The 18,726-nt window shown below is 39.4% G+C and carries 18 protein-coding genes and 2 riboswitches; of the genes, 12 read left to right on the plus strand and 6 right to left on the minus strand.

The window, feature by feature from the left end:
- Positions 1–286: 286 nt before the first annotated feature.
- Entirely contained in the window at positions 287–832 is a 546-nt protein-coding gene (locus QRN68_RS07625; RefSeq protein WP_285396174.1) for a ribonuclease FAU-1 family protein, read from the minus strand.
- 149 nt (positions 833–981) lie between these two features.
- Between QRN68_RS07625 and QRN68_RS07630 the strand changes: the two genes are divergently transcribed.
- Both QRN68_RS07630 and QRN68_RS07635 read left to right on the plus strand, forming a co-directional pair.
- On the plus strand, positions 982–1,107 hold the full coding sequence (locus QRN68_RS07630) for a hypothetical protein (RefSeq protein WP_285396175.1): 126 nt from the start codon (positions 982–984) through the stop codon (positions 1,105–1,107).
- Between the two features lie 132 nt (positions 1,108–1,239).
- Positions 1,240–1,680, plus strand: coding sequence for a GNAT family N-acetyltransferase (locus tag QRN68_RS07635; protein ID WP_285396176.1), 441 nt, complete (start codon positions 1,240–1,242; stop codon positions 1,678–1,680).
- Between the two features lie 82 nt (positions 1,681–1,762).
- On the opposite strand, the gene QRN68_RS07640 is transcribed toward QRN68_RS07635, so the two are convergent.
- From QRN68_RS07640 to QRN68_RS07660, 5 genes are all read right to left on the minus strand, one after another.
- On the minus strand, positions 1,763–5,260 hold the full coding sequence (locus QRN68_RS07640) for a S8 family peptidase (RefSeq protein ID WP_285396177.1): 3,498 nt from the start codon (positions 5,258–5,260) through the stop codon (positions 1,763–1,765).
- A 482-nt stretch (positions 5,261–5,742) separates the two neighbouring features.
- Positions 5,743–6,579 (minus strand): energy-coupling factor ABC transporter ATP-binding protein, encoded by an 837-nt coding sequence (locus QRN68_RS07645; protein ID WP_285396178.1) that lies wholly within the window; start codon positions 6,577–6,579, stop codon positions 5,743–5,745.
- Complete coding sequence (gene cbiQ / locus QRN68_RS07650; protein ID WP_285396179.1) at positions 6,579–7,349, minus strand: cobalt ECF transporter T component CbiQ; 771 nt, start codon at positions 7,347–7,349, stop codon at positions 6,579–6,581. Before cbiQ ends, QRN68_RS07645 begins: the two co-directional genes overlap by 1 nt.
- Positions 7,350–7,354: 5 nt before the next feature.
- Positions 7,355–7,627, minus strand: coding sequence for an energy-coupling factor ABC transporter substrate-binding protein (locus QRN68_RS07655; RefSeq protein ID WP_285396180.1), 273 nt, complete (start codon positions 7,625–7,627; stop codon positions 7,355–7,357).
- Position 7,628: 1 nt separating this feature from the next.
- Entirely contained in the window at positions 7,629–8,375 is a 747-nt protein-coding gene (locus QRN68_RS07660; RefSeq protein ID WP_285396182.1) for an energy-coupling factor ABC transporter permease, read from the minus strand.
- A 231-nt stretch (positions 8,376–8,606) separates the two neighbouring features.
- Positions 8,607–8,791, minus strand: a riboswitch (cobalamin riboswitch).
- A gap of 242 nt (positions 8,792–9,033) precedes the next feature.
- Positions 9,034–9,217, plus strand: a riboswitch (cobalamin riboswitch).
- A gap of 142 nt (positions 9,218–9,359) precedes the next feature.
- On the opposite strand from QRN68_RS07660, the gene QRN68_RS07665 reads away from it, so the two are divergent.
- Genes QRN68_RS07665 through QRN68_RS07710 form a run of 10 tightly spaced genes read left to right on the plus strand, consistent with a single transcriptional unit; the run spans position 9,360 to position 18,716 of the window.
- Positions 9,360–9,731, plus strand: coding sequence for a (2Fe-2S) ferredoxin domain-containing protein (locus QRN68_RS07665; protein ID WP_285396183.1), 372 nt, complete (start codon positions 9,360–9,362; stop codon positions 9,729–9,731).
- A gap of 4 nt (positions 9,732–9,735) precedes the next feature.
- Positions 9,736–11,409 (plus strand): precorrin-3B C(17)-methyltransferase, encoded by a 1,674-nt coding sequence (gene cobJ / locus QRN68_RS07670; RefSeq protein ID WP_285396184.1) that lies wholly within the window; start codon positions 9,736–9,738, stop codon positions 11,407–11,409.
- Positions 11,410–11,423: 14 nt separating this feature from the next.
- Positions 11,424–12,377: a sirohydrochlorin chelatase gene (locus QRN68_RS07675; RefSeq protein ID WP_285396185.1), complete on the plus strand. Its 954-nt coding sequence runs from the start codon at positions 11,424–11,426 to the stop codon at positions 12,375–12,377.
- Positions 12,374–13,135, plus strand: a complete 762-nt coding sequence (gene cobK, locus QRN68_RS07680) for a precorrin-6A reductase (protein WP_285396186.1) — start codon at positions 12,374–12,376, stop codon at positions 13,133–13,135. Before QRN68_RS07675 ends, cobK begins: the two co-directional genes overlap by 4 nt.
- A 12-nt stretch (positions 13,136–13,147) precedes the next feature.
- Complete coding sequence (locus QRN68_RS07685) at positions 13,148–13,807, plus strand: precorrin-8X methylmutase (protein ID WP_285396187.1); 660 nt, start codon at positions 13,148–13,150, stop codon at positions 13,805–13,807.
- Positions 13,807–14,940, plus strand: coding sequence for a cobalt-precorrin-5B (C(1))-methyltransferase (locus tag QRN68_RS07690; RefSeq protein WP_285396188.1), 1,134 nt, complete (start codon positions 13,807–13,809; stop codon positions 14,938–14,940). The genes QRN68_RS07685 and QRN68_RS07690 overlap by 1 nt, the downstream gene beginning before the upstream one ends.
- Positions 14,897–16,117, plus strand: coding sequence for a precorrin-6y C5,15-methyltransferase (decarboxylating) subunit CbiE (gene cbiE, locus QRN68_RS07695; RefSeq protein ID WP_285396189.1), 1,221 nt, complete (start codon positions 14,897–14,899; stop codon positions 16,115–16,117). Before QRN68_RS07690 ends, cbiE begins: the two co-directional genes overlap by 44 nt.
- Positions 16,110–16,817, plus strand: coding sequence for a precorrin-2 C(20)-methyltransferase (gene cobI, locus QRN68_RS07700; protein ID WP_285396190.1), 708 nt, complete (start codon positions 16,110–16,112; stop codon positions 16,815–16,817). The genes cbiE and cobI overlap by 8 nt, the downstream gene beginning before the upstream one ends.
- Positions 16,817–17,602 (plus strand): precorrin-4 C(11)-methyltransferase, encoded by a 786-nt coding sequence (gene cobM / locus QRN68_RS07705; RefSeq protein ID WP_285396191.1) that lies wholly within the window; start codon positions 16,817–16,819, stop codon positions 17,600–17,602. The genes cobI and cobM overlap by 1 nt, the downstream gene beginning before the upstream one ends.
- Positions 17,595–18,716, plus strand: coding sequence for a cobalt-precorrin 5A hydrolase (locus QRN68_RS07710; protein WP_285396192.1), 1,122 nt, complete (start codon positions 17,595–17,597; stop codon positions 18,714–18,716). Before cobM ends, QRN68_RS07710 begins: the two co-directional genes overlap by 8 nt.
- Positions 18,717–18,726: the final 10 nt, after the last annotated feature.

Consider the following 18,726-nt stretch of genomic DNA (forward strand, 5'->3'; position numbering starts at 1 on the left):
TCATTTTATCGAAACTTTTTGGGCTTTTATCGAAAAACAAGCTCTTTCTATCAAAAGGGTAAAGAAATACGTGTCGTGACAAGTTTAATGGATATTACTGCTGAATAAATTGACAACATTTGTAAGTCTTGTTGGGCGATTGAAAGTTTTTTTCAGTTGGATGAAACAAAACTTGAACGTGCATGTTCTATTTAAGCACAGTTGGCATGTGATAATCCTAATCCGTACACTGAGTACCTTGTCTCTTTGATGTTGGTACCTCGATAGAAAAGTAGAGAAATGTAGTTTATGAAATGGAATCATTAATTAAAATATTTTTATGTTGTATAGAAAGGTTAACCAATTTAAATTCATCGTTACGTATATCTCTTTTTATACTGTTTAGCTCGCTCCAAGCCAATTCATACAGAGATTTATCAATGATACCATTCGCATAAGCTTCTTCTAATTCCTCAGCATCTTTTTCAATCAGCTCTCCTGATGGCAACAAGATAAGGTCTAAAAATAGATCATCCATATAAGGTACATTATCTTCTATTGAGTTTTTATGGCAAATATCTATATACCATTGAATTATTTCTCCGTTAGCATCAAACATTGTTGTTACTGCATGGTTTTTCTCAAGAGGAAATTGTTGCAACCATATATAGCCATTATCGACAATACATAATCTTTTCTCTCCATAGTTCACGAGAAGGGGTTCTGTCACTTTTACTGTTTTTATTAAAGTGATAAAACCCTTAAAGTCCTTAGTATCAAGGTATGACTGCCCATATTTTCTTTCTATAACTCGTTGCCATTGTGAACGATCTCCAAACTTTCTTTTTAGCATAGGAATCCTCCAAACTTATTTAAAATAATAAGGATATAAAACTTTAGGTACAGTAAAAAACCTTCTTGTATTGATGTTGAATGTTAGGACCGATGTAGATGGTGCTGAAGATATTCATCACCAATGCTGTGATACAAACCATGTGACTAATGATTGGAAAAGCGTTGGCCGTTCATTGTAGAAGTAATAAAGACGAGCAGCTCCAAGCGCATTGGGTAAGAGACGGAATAGAAGCTGAAGATATTGGGCAAATCATTACGTTGCCGAACTTTTAGCTGAAAATCATGCTAAAGTAACTCTTGCTTGAATATGATGGATATTCTTTTATTTATTCCATTATTTCCTTTATAATGAAAACTAGATTCATAATTTTAGACGATCATGAGTAGACACAAGGGGAGAATAGGATGGAAATATTTCAAGCAACAATGAATGAGCTAGAGGAGCTAACTGTGCTTTTTGACGAATATCGCCAGTTTTATGGAATTGATTCAGATGTAAGTAGTGCGAAGGCATTTTTACAATTACGAATGGTCTTAAAAGAATCCATTATTTTTGTAGCTGTAGAAAATGGACATACAATTGGTTTTGCACAATTATATCCGACATTTTCGTCCATTGCCTTACAGCGTGCATACATATTAAATGATATTTTTGTAAAAGAAGATGCTAGAAGCCTAGGGGTGGGCAAGGCACTGATGGAAAAAGTATTTCAATATTGTGAGCAGCAATATGCTCGCTATGTGACGCTTCAAACGGCAACGGATAATGTTAATGCAAGGAAGCTATATGAGAATCTTAATATGAAACAAGACCAATACTGTAATTATGTAAAGTATTTTAGTTAAGAAGTAGTATCTCATCCATCACGGTCGATCGTGATAAAGATATCCCCTAGATTTTTCATCATCTAGGGGATAAACTTTCAAGTTATTTTATTTCAAGTGTATATGGTTGTGTACTTGCTTTGCCGTCAGCTTCACTTACTTCAATATAGTATGTTCCTTCATCCAGTTCAACTGAACCTACTTCAGCATCTCCTGCTCCGTAAAGATCTAAGGTTTCTACTGTTTTTCCTTTTGCATCAATAATACGGATAACGCCATCGAGTGCTTTTTCTGTTTGTAGAGAGAAGAGCACATCGCGTTTGCGGTCATTGTTAAATTCAAAGTAGTCCTTATCACCAAATGGAACACCTGCATTTAAATACTGAGCCGCTACCCATTTATCGTCTTTTTTCGTAAGCGTAGATAGTTTTGAAGGTACACCATTCACTAACTTGGAGTCTGCATCTTCATCTACTTTTGTATGATCAACCAATGTTAAATTATATGGTTGGGTTGATACTTGTCCAAGTTTCATGCCGTTAACAACAATAAAATAACCGTGATCCTTTTTCGCTTTAAATGAAGTATTTACATCTGTTGTACCCGATATACCGAGTAGTAATTCAAAGATATTTTCAGGTTGACCAAATGGAAGTTCTGTTGCCATTTCTTTTGGATCAATTACCATATTACCATTTGTGTCTTCAATAATGGAGCCTGAGAATTTTAAGTTGTTTTGTAGCTCTTTAGGTAATTTATCTAGCTGTTCATTTGCAAGTAGTACGGAAGAAACAAGAAGGCTCATGACTTCATCTTTGCCTTGTTGTTTATAATAGTAGAAATCCGTATCATCATGATAAACTAGATAATCTTTATAGCTAGTACCAGGTTGAATCTTTTGAGCTGTTTTTTCTGTATTATTTGCTTTATTATGACCTTCTGGAATAGCTGCCACTTTACTAGTTTTAAGTGTATATGGTTCTGTAGAACGGCCACCGAGATTACCAACTTTTACAACATAGGTTTTGTCCTTTTTCAATGCAATCGTTTTTGCTTCGTTTTCATCACTTTTTGATCCAAGGAATAGACTCATTAGCCCTAAATCATTTGATAATGAAGAGATTGGTAATAATTCTTTTGTTTCTTCATCATATTCAAATACAGTACCAGATGGCATTTGATTCATACCTTTTTTAATGTTGAAACCATATACGCCGTCTTCTTTAGCTTTAAATAAGAAGTAATCTGTATCATATTCTGATTGGAAGTATGCTTTTTGATCTTTACCAATATCAAAACGAATCGCATGCTCCATAATTGCATCCACGTTTTCTGGATTTTCCATTGCATCTGGATTCATGAGCATAGTCATTAAATCATCTATTTCATTGCGTTTTGTTATTTTACTTTCAGTTAAAGGTAACTGATCTTTTTGTACGTTTTCTTCTGGCATTTCCTCCATTAATGGAAGCCCGTCTTCATCTTTAGGAACGGTAACAGTTGCTCCTTTTAATGTGTAAGGAATAATTGATTCACTAATATTTTCTTTCGTATCAATACCGCCACTAAAGAACATTCCAAGTGAGAAATCGTTTCCGTTTTCATTGGATACGCTTAGTACATACTCTTCTTCAGGCATAGCATCGACAATAAGGCTTACTTCTTCGCCTTTACCTGTGCCGTACGATGCTTGGAGTGGATAGGCCTTTTCTACTTCCTCAGTATCGACTTGTTTTGCTGGTACATTATCTAAGTCTTCTTTTAGATAAAGTTCCATAGATGCTGTAACACCTGGAATACCAGATAAATCAAATTTCAGTGTCGTTGGTTCTTTTACTGAAAATGTAAAGTAATCTTTGTCACTTTGCTGATCTTTAGAAAGTAGGGTATAGTTTTTCCCTGCTGTACTGAATGGGAATTTTCCGATCTTCTCCATTTTGTCCATTTCTAATGCATCAATTGGTAATTCTTTCGTTGTTTGAGCTGTGAAGATGTAGTTAGATTTGCCCTTTAAGTCGTAGCTGCCATTATGATCCTTTACTCCGACAAGAAGGGTTCCCTTTTGATCTGCTTTATATAAATATCCTTCTTGCTTTCCTACGCGAACATCATTCACGTTGATTGGTTCTACTTCCCCGTTGTTACCTTCAGGGTAGAAGTACAAATCAAATGCATAATCATATTTGTTTGCACCTTTTAATGTCAGTTGCGCATATTCTTTTGCTTCCAGATCAACCTTGTACCATTTCTTTTCGTCCGGTTGCTTGAATTCACCTTTTTCTGTATTTAGTGTATTCTTTTTGAGGACTTTTGCGTTTTTTATACGCTCTTCTTTTGTTTCTGAATACTGTTTAGGTAGATTTTTTATATCAAACTGTAATGCTTTCACAGGGTTAACGAGGCCATGTCCATATGTAAGATCATAGTCCTTGTCACCTAAATCCTTTGCTGTCATTTCGAGAATAGCTTCTATTTCATTAGGCTTTAAATTTGGATATTTTGATTTTAGTAGAGACGCTACACCTGCAACAACAGGAGATGCCATCGATGTCCCACTAAATTTCACATAGGATGATCCTTTTTTCTGATCATGAACAGTACTGTATATATCTTCACCTGGAGCTACTAGGTCAACTGATGGACCATAGTTTGAATAGCTTGATAGTTTGTTTCGATCATTTGTAGAACCTACGCTAATAACACCTTCGTATGAAGCAGGGAAGGAGTAATTATCTGTGGATTCATTTCCTGCAGCCGCTACAACAGTAATTCCATGATCAATAGCTTTCTGAACAGCGTCCTTCATTAGTGGAGATTCTCCATAGCCACCAAGGCTCATGTTAATAACATCAGCGCCTTGCTCAATAGCGTAAAGTATACCTTGGGCAATGACGAAATCATTGGCACCAGCTTTTCCATTGAATACATCAATTGGCATAAGTTTAGCATTTGGATTAACCCCATGTCCTCCTACAGCATTGTCTTTTGCCGCTCCAATAATACCTGCTACATGTGTTCCATGGTCACCAGTAGAAGTAGTATTGGCAGGTGCTGCTGCATTATATGGTGGAAGCACTTGAGATTTTAAATCTGGATGTTTAAAATCTACACCAGAATCGATAACCGCAACTTTTACTTCATTATTGCCTGCTAATTCTAGGGCCTTATCAATTTCAAGCAGATTTAAATGATACATATCATTTTTCTTTGGATCTACGCCAGTGTCGAAGGAATGATACATGTAACTTGGAGAAACATTTTTAACCCCTTTTTGATTTGCATAATATGAAACTGCTTTTTCTAAAGTTACTCCCTTGTTAAGTTGGATAACATCGTAACCTAAAGAAGGAATAGAGCGGATTACTTTCGCGCCAATTTTTTTATGCACATTCTTATCAAGACCAGAGTGCTTGACGATAATTGTATCCTGACTAATCCATTCTTTTTGATTCTTTTCGGTTTGTTTCTGATTGTTTGCTACTTTCACTGACTCTGGGTTCTTCTCTGCTTTTTGTGGTGTTTCAGCAAAGGCAGAAGCAGTAGGAACCATTAGTGCAGCAGATGCTACTATAGCAAATGATTTTTTCTTCCAGTTCTTCAACTGTATGACCTCCTTGATTGTGTTGATTTAAGTTACATCTATACTAATACGGATGACTGATAGAAAAGTTTCGTAAATAAGTCGTTATTTTTCCAAAAGTACCAATCTATATTTTTCCTTTATGTAAAATCTATGAATCATCACTATGACGAGTGGTTGATTTCCGTTCCGACTGGACGCTTTGGCTTTCGCACAGATAAAACATTTGTCGCTGCCGCTTAGTTAGCGGCGGAACATGATGCTTTAGCGGCGAAGTTCACTTGGTTGGCGTCGGAACAGGGTGCTTTAGCGGCGAAAATCGCTTAGATAGCGTCGGAACAGGGTGCTTTAGCGGCGAAGTTCGCTTGGTTAGCGGCGAAACTTGACACTCCAATCACCTAATATACAGGGCATATATTTTAACAAATGTCATCCACAACTTTTGGTGATGAGCTAAAAACGCAACTATAGTCCAAGAAATGTTATAACCTTAAAGCATCGTCTTAAAGCTGCTCAATTAGTCTTTGTAAATCTCCCTTTGAACGGGGCATTGTAATGTTTTTCTCAAATAGTTTCTTCTTTTGCAAGGCAATCGTCATGTCAAAGACCCATGGGCGTTCGAGATGGGCCCGTTCAAGTAACTCTTCTTGATAGAACAATTCAACAGGGTCTCCATTATAAATAATTTTCCCAGCTTCCATTACGATTATTTGATCTGCCCATTCATAGGCTAATGGGATATCATGCGTTGCTAGTAAAATAGTACGTTCACCATTCTCTAATTTAGCTAAATACTGTAAAACTTGTGCAACATAATAATTGTCTAGTCCAGCTGTTGGTTCATCTAATAATAAAACAGATGGTTCCATCGCTAGAACTCCAGCCATTGCCACACGTTTTTTCTGTCCAACACTCAAAAAATGGATCGGTTTATCGAGTAATGGTTCAACTTCAGTTTGAGCAACAGCCCATGCTATTTTCTCTTCAATTTTTTCAGTCGTCCAACCAAGGTTCAAAGGTCCAAATGCAATATCTTGCTTAACTGTACCTGAAAAAAGCTGGTTGTCTGCATCCTGAAAAACAATACCAACCTGTTGGCGTAATTCTTTTAATGCTTTTCTACTATAGTTAAGTTCTTTGCCACAAAAGGATATATTTCCAGTGGTAGGCTTCAAAATGCCGTTTAAATGCTGAAATAACGTTGACTTTCCAGCTCCATTATGACCAAGTAAAGCGATTTTTTTCCCTTTTGGAATTTGGAGTGTAATATCTGTTAAAGCATGAGTTCCATCGGCATAAGCGTAGGATAATTGATTTAGTTCAAAGTAAAAGTCTGTCATCAGAAAAAACCTCCATAAATGATGAGGGAAATAAAGATAGCAGCAATACCTAGCCAGTTTTTCATGCAATAGGTAACATTCTCTTGCCAATAGACAGTTTCGCCACCGCGTGCTTCCATTGCATTGTTTAGCTCACGACTTCGTTGAAACAGCTCTGCTAATAATGCTGCAATCAGCATTGATATGGAGCGTAGCCACTGCATAGGGGAGCGGTAACCTAAGCGAGCCTGCTGGGCAAGATGAATTTTTTGCATACTGTCTAAAAATATAAAAATAAAACGATACGTTAATTCTACTAGCTCTACAAATAAAACAGGAAGTCGCCATTGTCGTAGAACATAGCAAATTGATTGTACCGATGTTGTAAGAATTAAAAAATACAAACAACTAGTGCTGCCAAGGACGATGAAAAAAAGCTGCTGTGCTATCGTTATGCTTGCACTGCTGACGAAAATTGTCCAATTATTTACAGTGAAAGACCATATGTGAGCAGGTAGCGTGCTTGTTGATGGTGCTATAGAAATTAATATGGATACTAAACTTGAAAGTAAAAAAAATCCTGGTAGCAATAGTAGTTTTGCATAATATTTAAATGGAATTTTTGCGCTTAGAATGATAAAAGCACTCATCACAATAAATGTAATGAGTGAAATTCGTTCATCTCTAATGATAAGCGACAATAATAGTAATCCCAGGGATAACGTCATTTTTTCTAGCGGATGAACAGACGCTAGTTTATTCATATATGCATACTTATCAATGAGTAACATAGCGTTTAACCTTCTTTATGTTTGCCGCGCATTAAGCCGATAAAATAGCCGATAAATCCAGCGCCGATAGCAGCTTGTAGTGCGAATAATAAGCTTTCAATTTCACCACTCGGTGGCTCCCATATGCTTTCAAACCAAGGTTCGTAGTCAGCGTTAATTTCACTAATCGCTGCTTCTGCTTGGCCATCAGCCCCTTCAAATTCTGCACCTTTTTGGATAAAGAGAGGGAAGATTGCTAGAAACACAACAATTGCTAGGAGCAGTAAATTTTTTTTCATATTAGTGTGCCTCCTTTGCTGAGAAAACACGTAATGCTTTTAGTTCGCTCAAATTATATTTTTTCAAGAAGTTCATAACGATCACTGTTAAAATTCCTTCACTAATAGCGAGAGGAATTTGTGTTAATGCAAAAATACCAGCAAATTTTGTGAATGAAGCCATAAATCCTCCTACTTCAGAAGGGAAGGCAAGAGCTAACTGTACAGAAGTGACAACATATGTACCTAAGTCACCAAGCATTGCTGCTAAAAAGACAGCTATGGAAAATGATAGCCCTATTTTTTGTGAGCCTTTAAAAACATAGTAAGCAATAATAGGACCAACAATTGCCATGGAAAAGGCGTTTGCCCCTAAAGTTGTAAGTCCACCATGTGCTAAAAGTAAAGATTGGAATAATAATACGATTGTCCCGATCACACTCATAGCTAGTGGCCCAAAAAGAACAGTCCCAAGTCCAACTCCTGTCGGGTGCGAGCAACTCCCTGTTACAGAAGGGATTTTTAAGGCTGATAGCACAAAGGCGAAGGCACCCGATAAACCTAGTATCATTTTTGTTTCAGGATTTTCATCAATGGTTTTGCGAATTGAACGTAATCCTAAAATAATAAATGGAATGGAAATGACCCACCAAAAAATTGCCCATTCAATCGGCAAAAAGCCCTCCATGATATGCATAGCAAATGCACGATTTGGCACGAATAAAAATGCCAGTAAGAAATAACTAAGCTTCCAACCTGAGAATTTCAAAATCTCTCCTCCTTACATTAAAATTTTCGAATTAGCGTGCGAACGAAATTATTTCACCTTGCCATAAAATAGGTGTTTTGCTCCTCAACCGGAACCATATCTGTACGCATCTACCACCTTGAGATGAAAATGAAGATAAAAAAACACTTCTCCGATTCAGGAAAAGTGCATAGCTAAAAAAGTAATTAAAAATCTAATCTGCTAGGCGCACACCTATCCTCGTAGGTTGAAACGATCACTTATTTTTCGGCAGGTCTCCTGGCTTTAGTTCAACGTTTTATAGGCCTTCCCATCCTTTGGACAGTGACATTATCTATAAAACTCCCTAGTACAGTGGCGGGACCGCGCCGGACTTAAACCGGCTTCCCTTTTAAGCGAATTGATGAACAATTCGCACCGAAAAAAGATGAAGTTGTGAGATTTCACGACAAAGTGTAACATGAATTTCCGTAAACAAGCTATCTTTTTTATGAAAAATTTTTTAAATTGAGGGGCATTGTAGAAAATTCGGATAATACAGAAGAGGAATTTCCCTTTTTTCTAGGGGAAATTTGCTGAATAATTAATAAAAATGTCACAAATTAAGAAAGAAATATTGAAATTTTAAAAAAATAAGCTATGATAGAGACAGATTTCTATTACATAAAAAATACAATTTCATATAAAAACGTCAATAAGTGCTCGAATATTTTCGAGATAATAGGGAAATCGGTGAAAATCCGATACAGCCCCCGCTACTGTAATAGCTGATGAAATCGCAAATGCCACTAGTGAAAACTTGGGAAGGCGCGAAAGTAAAAGGAAGCTTAAGTCAGGAAACCTGCTTATTGCGATAAATGCATGCAAACTTTTCGGAGGGAGAAGTTGAAGCGAGAGCGAGTACCTGTATATATTCGTTTTAATTTGGCTTCTACAAAACCTTTACTCTTCGTCTAGAGTAAAGGTTTTTTCTTTTTCCTAAAAGCAAATGAGGGGAGAACAACAATGACAACATGGAATTTAGAGGGGATGAAAACGCATCTTTTTATTTGCAATGGCAGTAGCTGTATGAAAAAAGATGGAGAGGAAATTACACAGGCAATCCGTGATGAAATTCAGTTGCTGGCGATTGATAAGGAAATACATACGACAAGGACACGCTGTAATGGTAGGTGTAAGGATGCTTGTGTTGTCATCGCTTATCCTCAAGGGAATTGGTACCGTGTGCCGACCACAGAGCATGCGCGGGCACTTGTTCAAGATTTAAATCACGAATCGTTACATAATGAGCATGTCTTTACACTGCGTGAAGGTTCGTTACAGCGTACAGCACAAACAACAGCCATTAAAGGTATTGAAAAGGTGAAAGAGGGGTAACAAAATGTCGCAAAAAGGGAAGATTTTCGTAGTTGGCTTTGGACCTGGAGATTTTAAACATATTACGACTCGTGCTGTGGAGGCACTACAACAAAGTGATATGATCATAGGCTATAAAACTTATGTTGAACTTATTCAGGATTTAGTAAGTGCAAAGTCAATTATTAGTACCGGTATGACAGAAGAGGTTTCACGTGCACAGGAAGCGGTCCGCCAAGCAGAGGCAGGCAGTATCGTATCTGTTATTTCGAGCGGAGATGCTGGTGTCTATGGCATGGCGGGATTAGTGTATGAGGTATTAATCGAGCTAGGCTGGACGGAAGCAACTGGTGTTGAGGTAGAAATTGTTCCGGGTATTTCGGCTATCAATTCGTGTGCAAGTTTACTAGGTGCTCCGATTATGCATGACGCCTGTACGATTAGTTTAAGTGACCACTTAACGCCTTGGAATTTAATTGCAAAACGAGTAGAAGCAGCCGCAATGGCGGATTTTGTTATTGCTCTTTATAACCCAAAGAGTGGTCGTCGTACGAGACAAATTGTGGAGGCACAACGAATTTTATTAGAATATCGCTCTCCAGATACGCCGGTAGGACTTGTGAAAAGCGCGTATCGTGAACGCCAGGAAATTACAATGACGACTTTGGCAGAAATGCTAGAACACGATATTGGTATGCTAACAACCGTTGTGATTGGAAATTCATCAACGTTCTTCTACGACAATAAAATGATTACGCCACGTGGTTATCAGCGTAAATATACACTTGGCGAAGAAAAACAACCGTTACGACCACATCAACGACTGAAAGAAGAAAATGAACCGTGGGCAATGAATCAAGAAACAGGACAGGCGCGTAATGATTTTGCGACAGATCCTAATGCAAATCGAATCAAGTCCAGTTTAGCGATAACACCAGAACCAAAGCCTAAAAAAAAGTCATCACTTGAAATGGCGACAACAGCACTAGCGATGGTGAAGGGAACAAGTGCTGTGAAGGCAACACCCAAGCTTATTCACCAAAAAATTGAATCTATTTTTGAATTAGCTGTTAGTCCAGGAGTAGCCAATAAGTTCTTTTCTCCTCAACAAATGATGACTTTAGCAGAAGTTGTTGGAGAGGAAGGCACGATGGAGTATACACCAGACCATCAAATTCATTTGAAAATTCCAACAGCTGCGCCTGAAGAGATTACAGCAAAGCTTCGTGAAGTTGGCTTTTTACTAGCACCAATTGGTGACGTGCTTTCGTTAAAGGCTTGTGACTTCTGTTACGGAGAAAAGTTCGATTCGATTCCTTATGCAGAAGAGATTCAAGAAAAGCTTGGGGGAATGTCGTTACCGAAAACGTTAAATATTGGTTTTAACGGCTGTGGTATGGCATGTTATCGAGCGGTATTTGATGATATTGGGATTGTTTATCGCAAAAGTAAGTTTGATGTTTTTATTGGTGCTAAGCCGGTTGGCCGTACAGCACATGCGGCCCAGCCTGTTGTTGAGGGCTTAGAGCCTGAGCAGCTTATACCGCTAATTACAGACATTATCGAAGAGTATAAAGCAAATGCACATCCAAATGAACGTTTGTTTAAATACTTCAAACGTGTGAAAAAGATACTTCATTTTACGTATCAGGATATGTCTTCAAAAATAAAAGTTGAGCCAGCTCCATGCGGCGACTAGTGAGGGGTAATGAGATGAAAGCAATTTTATTTGTCGGCCACGGGAGCCGTTTAGCAGCAGGAAATGATGAGGTACGCACGTTTATCGAGCAAATGACACCTCGTATTGATGAGAGTTTTTTAGTAGAAACATGTTTTTTAGAGTTTGCCTCGCCGAACATTGAAGAAGGTATTACGAACTGTGTGAAGAAGGGCGCTACAGAGGTGCATGTTATTCCGATTATTCTTCTTCATGCGGGACATTCAAAACTGCATATTCCAGCAGAAATCGAACATGCGCGTGAGCATTATCCAAATATAACGTTCACATATGGCCAAACAATCGGAATCCATGAAGAAATATTTGCTATTTTAGAAGACCGTTTAGCAGAAATTGGATTCAATGTGGAAGAAGAACATAAGGATACTGCCATTTTATTAATTGCACGAGGCGGTAGTGACCCATCTGCAAATGGTGATTTTTATAAGATTACACGCCTGTTGTGGGAAAAACTTCCGGTTCAGTTTGTGGAAAGCGCCTTTATGGGTGTGACAGATCCTCGTGTTGAAGAAGGTATTGAGCGCTGTGTGAAGCTTGGTGCTAAAAAAATCATTATGCTACCGTACTTTTTATTCACAGGTATCCTCATGGAACGTATGAATGGTATGTGTAAGAAGTTTAACGAAAAATATCCTGACTGTGATATTCAAATTGCCAACTATTTTGGCTATCATGAGCGTTTGCAAAATGTGTTATTAGAGCGTATTGAGCAAGCTGTGAATGGTACATCAACAGGCATGCAAGATTTAGAAAACTATCGTGCTTATGCGGCGGTGCATGGTCATGCGCATCATCATCACCATCATGACCACGACCATGGACATGACCACCATGATCACGACCATGACCATGAACACCACAATCACGACCATGACCATGACCATGACCATGACCACGATCATCACCATGAAGAGGAGCCGGTGCAATGATTTTCATGTTAGCAGGGACGAGTGATGCAAGGAATCTAGCACTTGAATTACAGTCCGCGGGTTACGCTGTGACGGCAACCGTCGTTACTGAATCAGCCGCTTCAAGCCTTGCAGAAGTGGGCCTTCCTCATTTAGTCGGACGATTAACAGCTGAGGAAATGGCGACGATTATCACAGAGCAAGGGTACCGTTTAGTTGTAGATGCCTCTCATCCATTTGCTGAAGAAGCTTCAAAAAATGCGATGGCAGCAGCGGAGCAAGCAAATGTACCGTATATTCGCTATGAACGTGCCCATGAACATTATGCACATCCCCTTATTACGGTTGTGAAAGATTACGAGGAGGCTGCCCAGTTAGCAGCTGAAAAACGTGGTGTTATCATGCTGACGACGGGCAGTAAAACCTTAGCGACCTTTACAAAGGTATTACATGGCTTAGAAAATACGCGAGTGATCGCGCGCATGCTTCCTCGACTCGATAATATGGAAAAATGTGAAGCACTTGGTGTGGCACAAAAAGATATCGTTGCGATACAAGGTCCTTTTTCAAAGGAATTAAACGAAGCACTGTTTCGTCAATATGATGTGACATTGATGATTACGAAAGAAAGCGGCAAGGTAGGCTCGGTGGATGAAAAGCTAGACGCTGCCCTTGCATGTGGCATTGAAACGATTTTAATTGCAAGACCAAATATAAAATACGGACAGCAATATTCTACATTCGAAGATGTAGTACAAGCTGTACAAAACACACTTTAGGAGGCAATCCAGATGGACTTTAAAACAGATTTCAAACCATTAACAGTAGACCCAGATAAAATTTACGATTACAGTTTTTCAATTATTGCAGAGGAAATGGGCGAGCATAATTTCTCAGAAGACGAGTGGAAAATTGTACGCCGCATCATTCATGCTTCTGCTGACTTTGAACTAGGACGTAGCGTTATTATTACACCAGGAGCGATTGAAGCAGGTATTAAATCAATTCTTGCAGGTCGCCATGTCATTGCAGATGTGCAAATGATTGAAAGTGGTTCAGGGAAAAAACGCTTCCAAAAGCATGGTGGCGATTTACACTGCTATATTGCAGATGAAGACGTTTCAATTGAAGCGAAAAAACAAAGCACTACGCGTGCGATTATCTCTATGCAAAAGGCTGCTAAATTACATAAAGGTGGTATTTATGCAATTGGTAATGCACCGACAGCATTGCTTGAATTAATTCGTTTAATTAAAGAAGGCTTAGCGAAACCAGATTTAATTATTGGTATGCCAGTTGGCTTCGTTTCTGCTGCTGAGTCAAAGGAAGAGCTGTTGAAACTAGAAGGTATTCCGTATATTACAAATGTTGGTCGTAAAGGCGGTAGTACAGTGACGGTTGCCGCATTGAATGCTGTTTCACTTTTAGCGGATGAACAGGCGAAAAAATAATGGAGCGGAAGCCTAAAAAGGATCCCAAGGACATGCGTCACGGTTATACAACGGGAGCCTGTGCAACTGCTGTAACGAAGGCTGCATTACTGGCCTTAATTTCAAATGAAGAGCAAGAAACAAGTACAATTCATTTGCCGATTGGGCGAGATGCAACCTTTACGATAGAAAAATGTACATTTCAGAATAATGCTGTAAGTTGTGAAACGATTAAAGATGCTGGTGATGATCCAGATGCTACACATAAGGCACTTATTATTGGTACAGTGAGCTGGGCAGACACACCGGGCATTCATTTAGACGGAGGGATTGGTGTCGGGCGCGTAACAAAGCCCGGCTTACCAGTACCTGTTGGCGAAGCAGCGATTAATCCTGTGCCACGGAAGATGATTCATAGTACTGTACAGGGTGTGCTTGACGATTTTGAAATTGACAGAGGAGTCAATGTAGTGATTTCTGTCCCTGAAGGTGAGGAAATTGCAAAAAAAACGTTAAATGGGCGACTTGGTATTATTGGAGGCATCTCCATTTTAGGCACAAGGGGAACCGTCGTGCCTTTTTCAAGTTCCGCTTATATGGCAAGTATCGTTCAAGCTATCAGTGTTGCAAAGGCAGCTGGTTGTGAACATTTAGTCGTGACTACTGGTGGACGCAGTGAAAAATTTGGGATGGCACAGTATCCGCATTTGCCAGAGGAAGCGTTTATAGAGATGGGCGACTTTGTTGGCTTTACATTAAAGCATTGTAAACGACTTGGTATTAAACAAGTTTCACTAGTTGGTATGATGGGTAAATTTTCGAAGGTGGCACAAGGGGTCATGATGGTACATTCCAAAAGTGCTCCGATTGATTTTAACTTTTTAGCACAATTAGCAGTGGATATTGGTGCAGATGAAGTGACCGTAGCTGAGGTACGCGAGGCCAATACTGCTTCGCAAGTCGGCGAAATTATGGCAGAGAAGGGCTATGATGCTTTCTTTCACCGTTTATGTGAGGCTTGTTGCTATTCTTCATTACATCATGTTAGAGGCGGTTTAACGCTTTCCACATCGATCTATTCGATGCAGGGACAATTATTAGGAAGGGCTGATGACATTGCATCGATCGATGAAATTGATTGGGATCGGGGATAACGGACAAGAAAGCTTACTACCGCAATATGTACAGTGGATTGAAGACTGTGAGGTACTTGTTGGTGGGGAGCGTGTTCTAGAATTTTTCCCGAGCTTTACTGGAGAAAAAATATTGATTAAAGGTGGTCTTACAGCGCTTGTTGAAAGATTATCTGCAGAAACAAGAAATACTGTTATTCTAGCGTCGGGTGATCCATTATTTTACGGAATCGGTGGGTATTTAGCGAAAAAGCTAGACATTGAGGTTTACCCATATATGAGCTCGGTACAGCTTGCTTTTTCGAAGATGGGAGAAAGCTGGCAGGATGCTTATGTCACAAGTATTCATGGACGCTCTATGAAAGGCTTGGCGCAACGTATTGATGGGAAAAAGAAAGTGGCCCTTTTAACAGATGCTGATAATAATCCTAATGAGCTAGCACGCTATTTAAAGCATTTTGGTATGACAGAATACAGCACATTTGTAGCAGAAAATTTACAGGGCATTAATGAAAAATGTGGCTCGTATTCTCTTGATGAATTAGAGACTACAGACTTTTCTCCTTTAAATGTCGTAATATTAAAACAAATATCAGAACCGAAACGCTATACGCTCGGTATCGATGATGAAGAATTCTCACAGCGTAAGCCGGATAAAGGGCTTATTACGAAAAAAGAAATTCGTGTCTTAAGTTTACAAGCGATGCAGCTACAAAAGGATAGCATCGTTTGGGACGTAGGTACATGCACAGGGTCTATGGCGATTGAGGCTGGTAAGCTTGCACCAGAAGGTCAAGTATATGCGGTGGAGAAAAATGCACCTGATTTAGAAAATTGCCTGCAAAATCAGCAGAAATTCCGTGTTGATATAACAGCTATTCATAGTAAAGCACCTGCAGGACTGGATAACTTCCCTGATCCGGATGCGATTTTTATCGGCGGCACAGGAGGCGAAATGGTGGAGCTATTACAATTGTGCTGTACTCGATTGAAGCCAAATGGTCGCATTGTATTGAACGCTGCAACCATTGAAAATTTATATAAGGCAGTCGAAGCGTTTAAGGCTTGTGGCTTTGCTGTTGACATATTACAGGCACAGCTTGCGCGCAGTAAACCAATTTTAGATATGACACGTTTTGTCCCATTAAATCCAATTTATATTATTTCTGCATATCGAAAGGAAGAAAATCATGAGTAATCTTGGTATTTTATATGGCTTGGGCGTAGGTCCTGGCGATCCAGAGTTAATTACAGTTAAAGCTTTCCGCGTCATTCAGGAGTCGCCTGTTATTGCGTATCCAAAAAAGTTAAAAGGCAGTAAAAGCTATGCACATCGAATTGTAGATGTTTACATAAATCCAGAAGAAAAGGATATGCTTGGCCTAGTATTCCCAATGACTAAGGATGAGGCTGTTTTAGAACGTGAATGGACAAAATCTGTTGAACTTGTCTATGGAAAATTAAAAGAAGGCAAAGACGTCGCATTCGTAACAGAGGGAGACCCACTATTATATAGTACGTTCATCCATATGATGAAGCTTATGCAGGACATGCATCCAGATGTTGAAATTCAAACAGTTCCAGGTATTTCTTCATTCAATGGTTCGGCATCACGTTTAGGAATTGCGCTGGCAGATGGTGATGACCGTGTTGCCATCGTACCTGCCTACGATGACTATGATGCAATGCGTGAAGCGATTGAAAGTCACGATGCAGTGGTGTTCATAAAAGTAGCGAAGGTTATTGATTTAATGCTTGAGGTACTACGTGATTTAGATTTACTTGATAAGGCATCTGTCGTAACAAAGGTAACGTCTGACGAGGAGGTTATTTGGGATGTGCGCGAGCTAGACGGTGTTGATTTAGAATATTTAACGTTAATGGTGGTGCGAAAATAATGAAGAAAATATATATTGTCGGCGCTGGTCCTGGTGATCCAGATTTAATTACAGTAAAAGGTTTACATATGCTTCAAACAGCGGACGTTGTCATGTATACAGATTCGTTAGTAAATGAAGATCTTATTGCAAAAGCAAAGCCAGATGCGGAGGTTATCCGTACAGCTGGTATGCATTTAGAGGAAATGGTAGCGGTCATGGTAGATCGCGTCAATGCGGGTAAAGTAGTTGCTCGTATGCATACAGGAGACCCTGCTATGTATGGCGCGATCATGGAGCAAGTGGCCCTATTAAAAAAAGAAGGCATTGGCTACGAGGTGATTCCTGGTGTTAGCTCTGTCTTCGCTTCTGCAGCGGCAATCGGGGCAGAATTAACAATTCCTGACTTAACACAAACGCTTATTTTAACGCGTGCCGAAGGACGTACACCTGTGCCGGAATTTGAAAAGCTACGCGATTTAGCGAGTCACCACTGTACAATTGCATTATTCCTAAGTGCAACGCTAACGAAGAAAATCGTAAAAGAATTGCAGAGTGCAGGCTGGGCTGATGATACACCAGTAGCTGTTATTCAAAGAGCTTCTTGGCCAGATCAAAAAATCGTACGTACAACATTAATTGAACTGGATGAAGCAATGCGTGTGAATGGTATTCGTAAGCATGCGATGATTTTAGCTGGCTGGGCATTAGATCCGACTATTCATGATAAGGATCAATATCGTTCGAAATTATATGATGCTACCTTTACACATGGCTTTAGAAAAGGCGTGAAGACGAGTGATTGAGTTACAAGAGGGTGTCTTACCAGAAGTTGAGCAACGAAATTCTTATGCTGTTGTAGCCATCACTAAGCATGGTGTTCAACTTGGACGTCGCTTGCAGCATACTTTTGCGGCGAGCGATTTATATTACATGAGTAAATTTGAGCAGGGCGATGAAGCAGAAAAGCATATACAAATGTTTACAGGTACTGTGCGTTTGCTGCTGCCAACCTTGTTTAAGCAATATAAAGGTTTAATTTTAATCATTTCACTCGGTGCAGTTGTACGCATGATCGCACCGATATTAAAGGATAAAAAGACAGATCCAGGCGTTGTTGTCATTGATGACCGTGGTGAAAATGTTATTAGTGTGTTATCTGGACATCTAGGCGGAGCCAATGAGCTGACACATGAAGTAGCTGCAGCACTTGGAGCTAATCCAATTATAACAACAGCTTCAGATGTGCAAAAGACGATCCCTGTTGATTTATTCGGTGCACGTTTTGGCTGGGTATGGGACAGTGCGGATAAACTAACACCAGTAAGTGCTTCTGTTGTTAACGAGGAGCATGTCGCAATCGTTCAAGAAACGGGTGAGCGCGACTGGTGGATGCGTGATACACCAATGCCTGAGCAAATTAAAATTTATTCGTCAACGCATGCTGCGATTGAAGCGAAACCACATGCGACATTGCTTATTACAGATCGCATCATAGAACCTGAAGAAGAAGTACTTCTTGAAAATGGTGTTATTTATCGACCAAAATCGGTTGTGCTTGGCATGGGCTGTAATCGTGGGACATCGGTGGAAGAAATTGAGCAAGTTATTGATGAAACCCTTGCAGAGCTGAAACTTTCGAAAAAAAGTGTTAAAGCACTATGTACGATTGATCTAAAGAAAGATGAGCAATGCTTCCTTGAGGTAACAAAGAAATATGACTGGGAATTTGTAACGTATTCACCAGCTGAATTAAATGAAATTGATTTCCCATCACCTTCAGAAACAGTGTTTAAATATACAGGAGCATACGGCGTGAGTGAGCCTGCAGCGATGCGTTATGCGCAGGTGGAGTCGCTTGTGCTACAGAAGAAAAAATCGGGCAATGCTACAATCTCCGTTGCTAGATTTACATTTTAAGGAGGAAGCC

The organism is Lysinibacillus sp. fls2-241-R2A-57 (genome assembly GCF_030209535.1).
GTDB lineage: Bacteria > Bacillota > Bacilli > Bacillales_A > Planococcaceae > Lysinibacillus.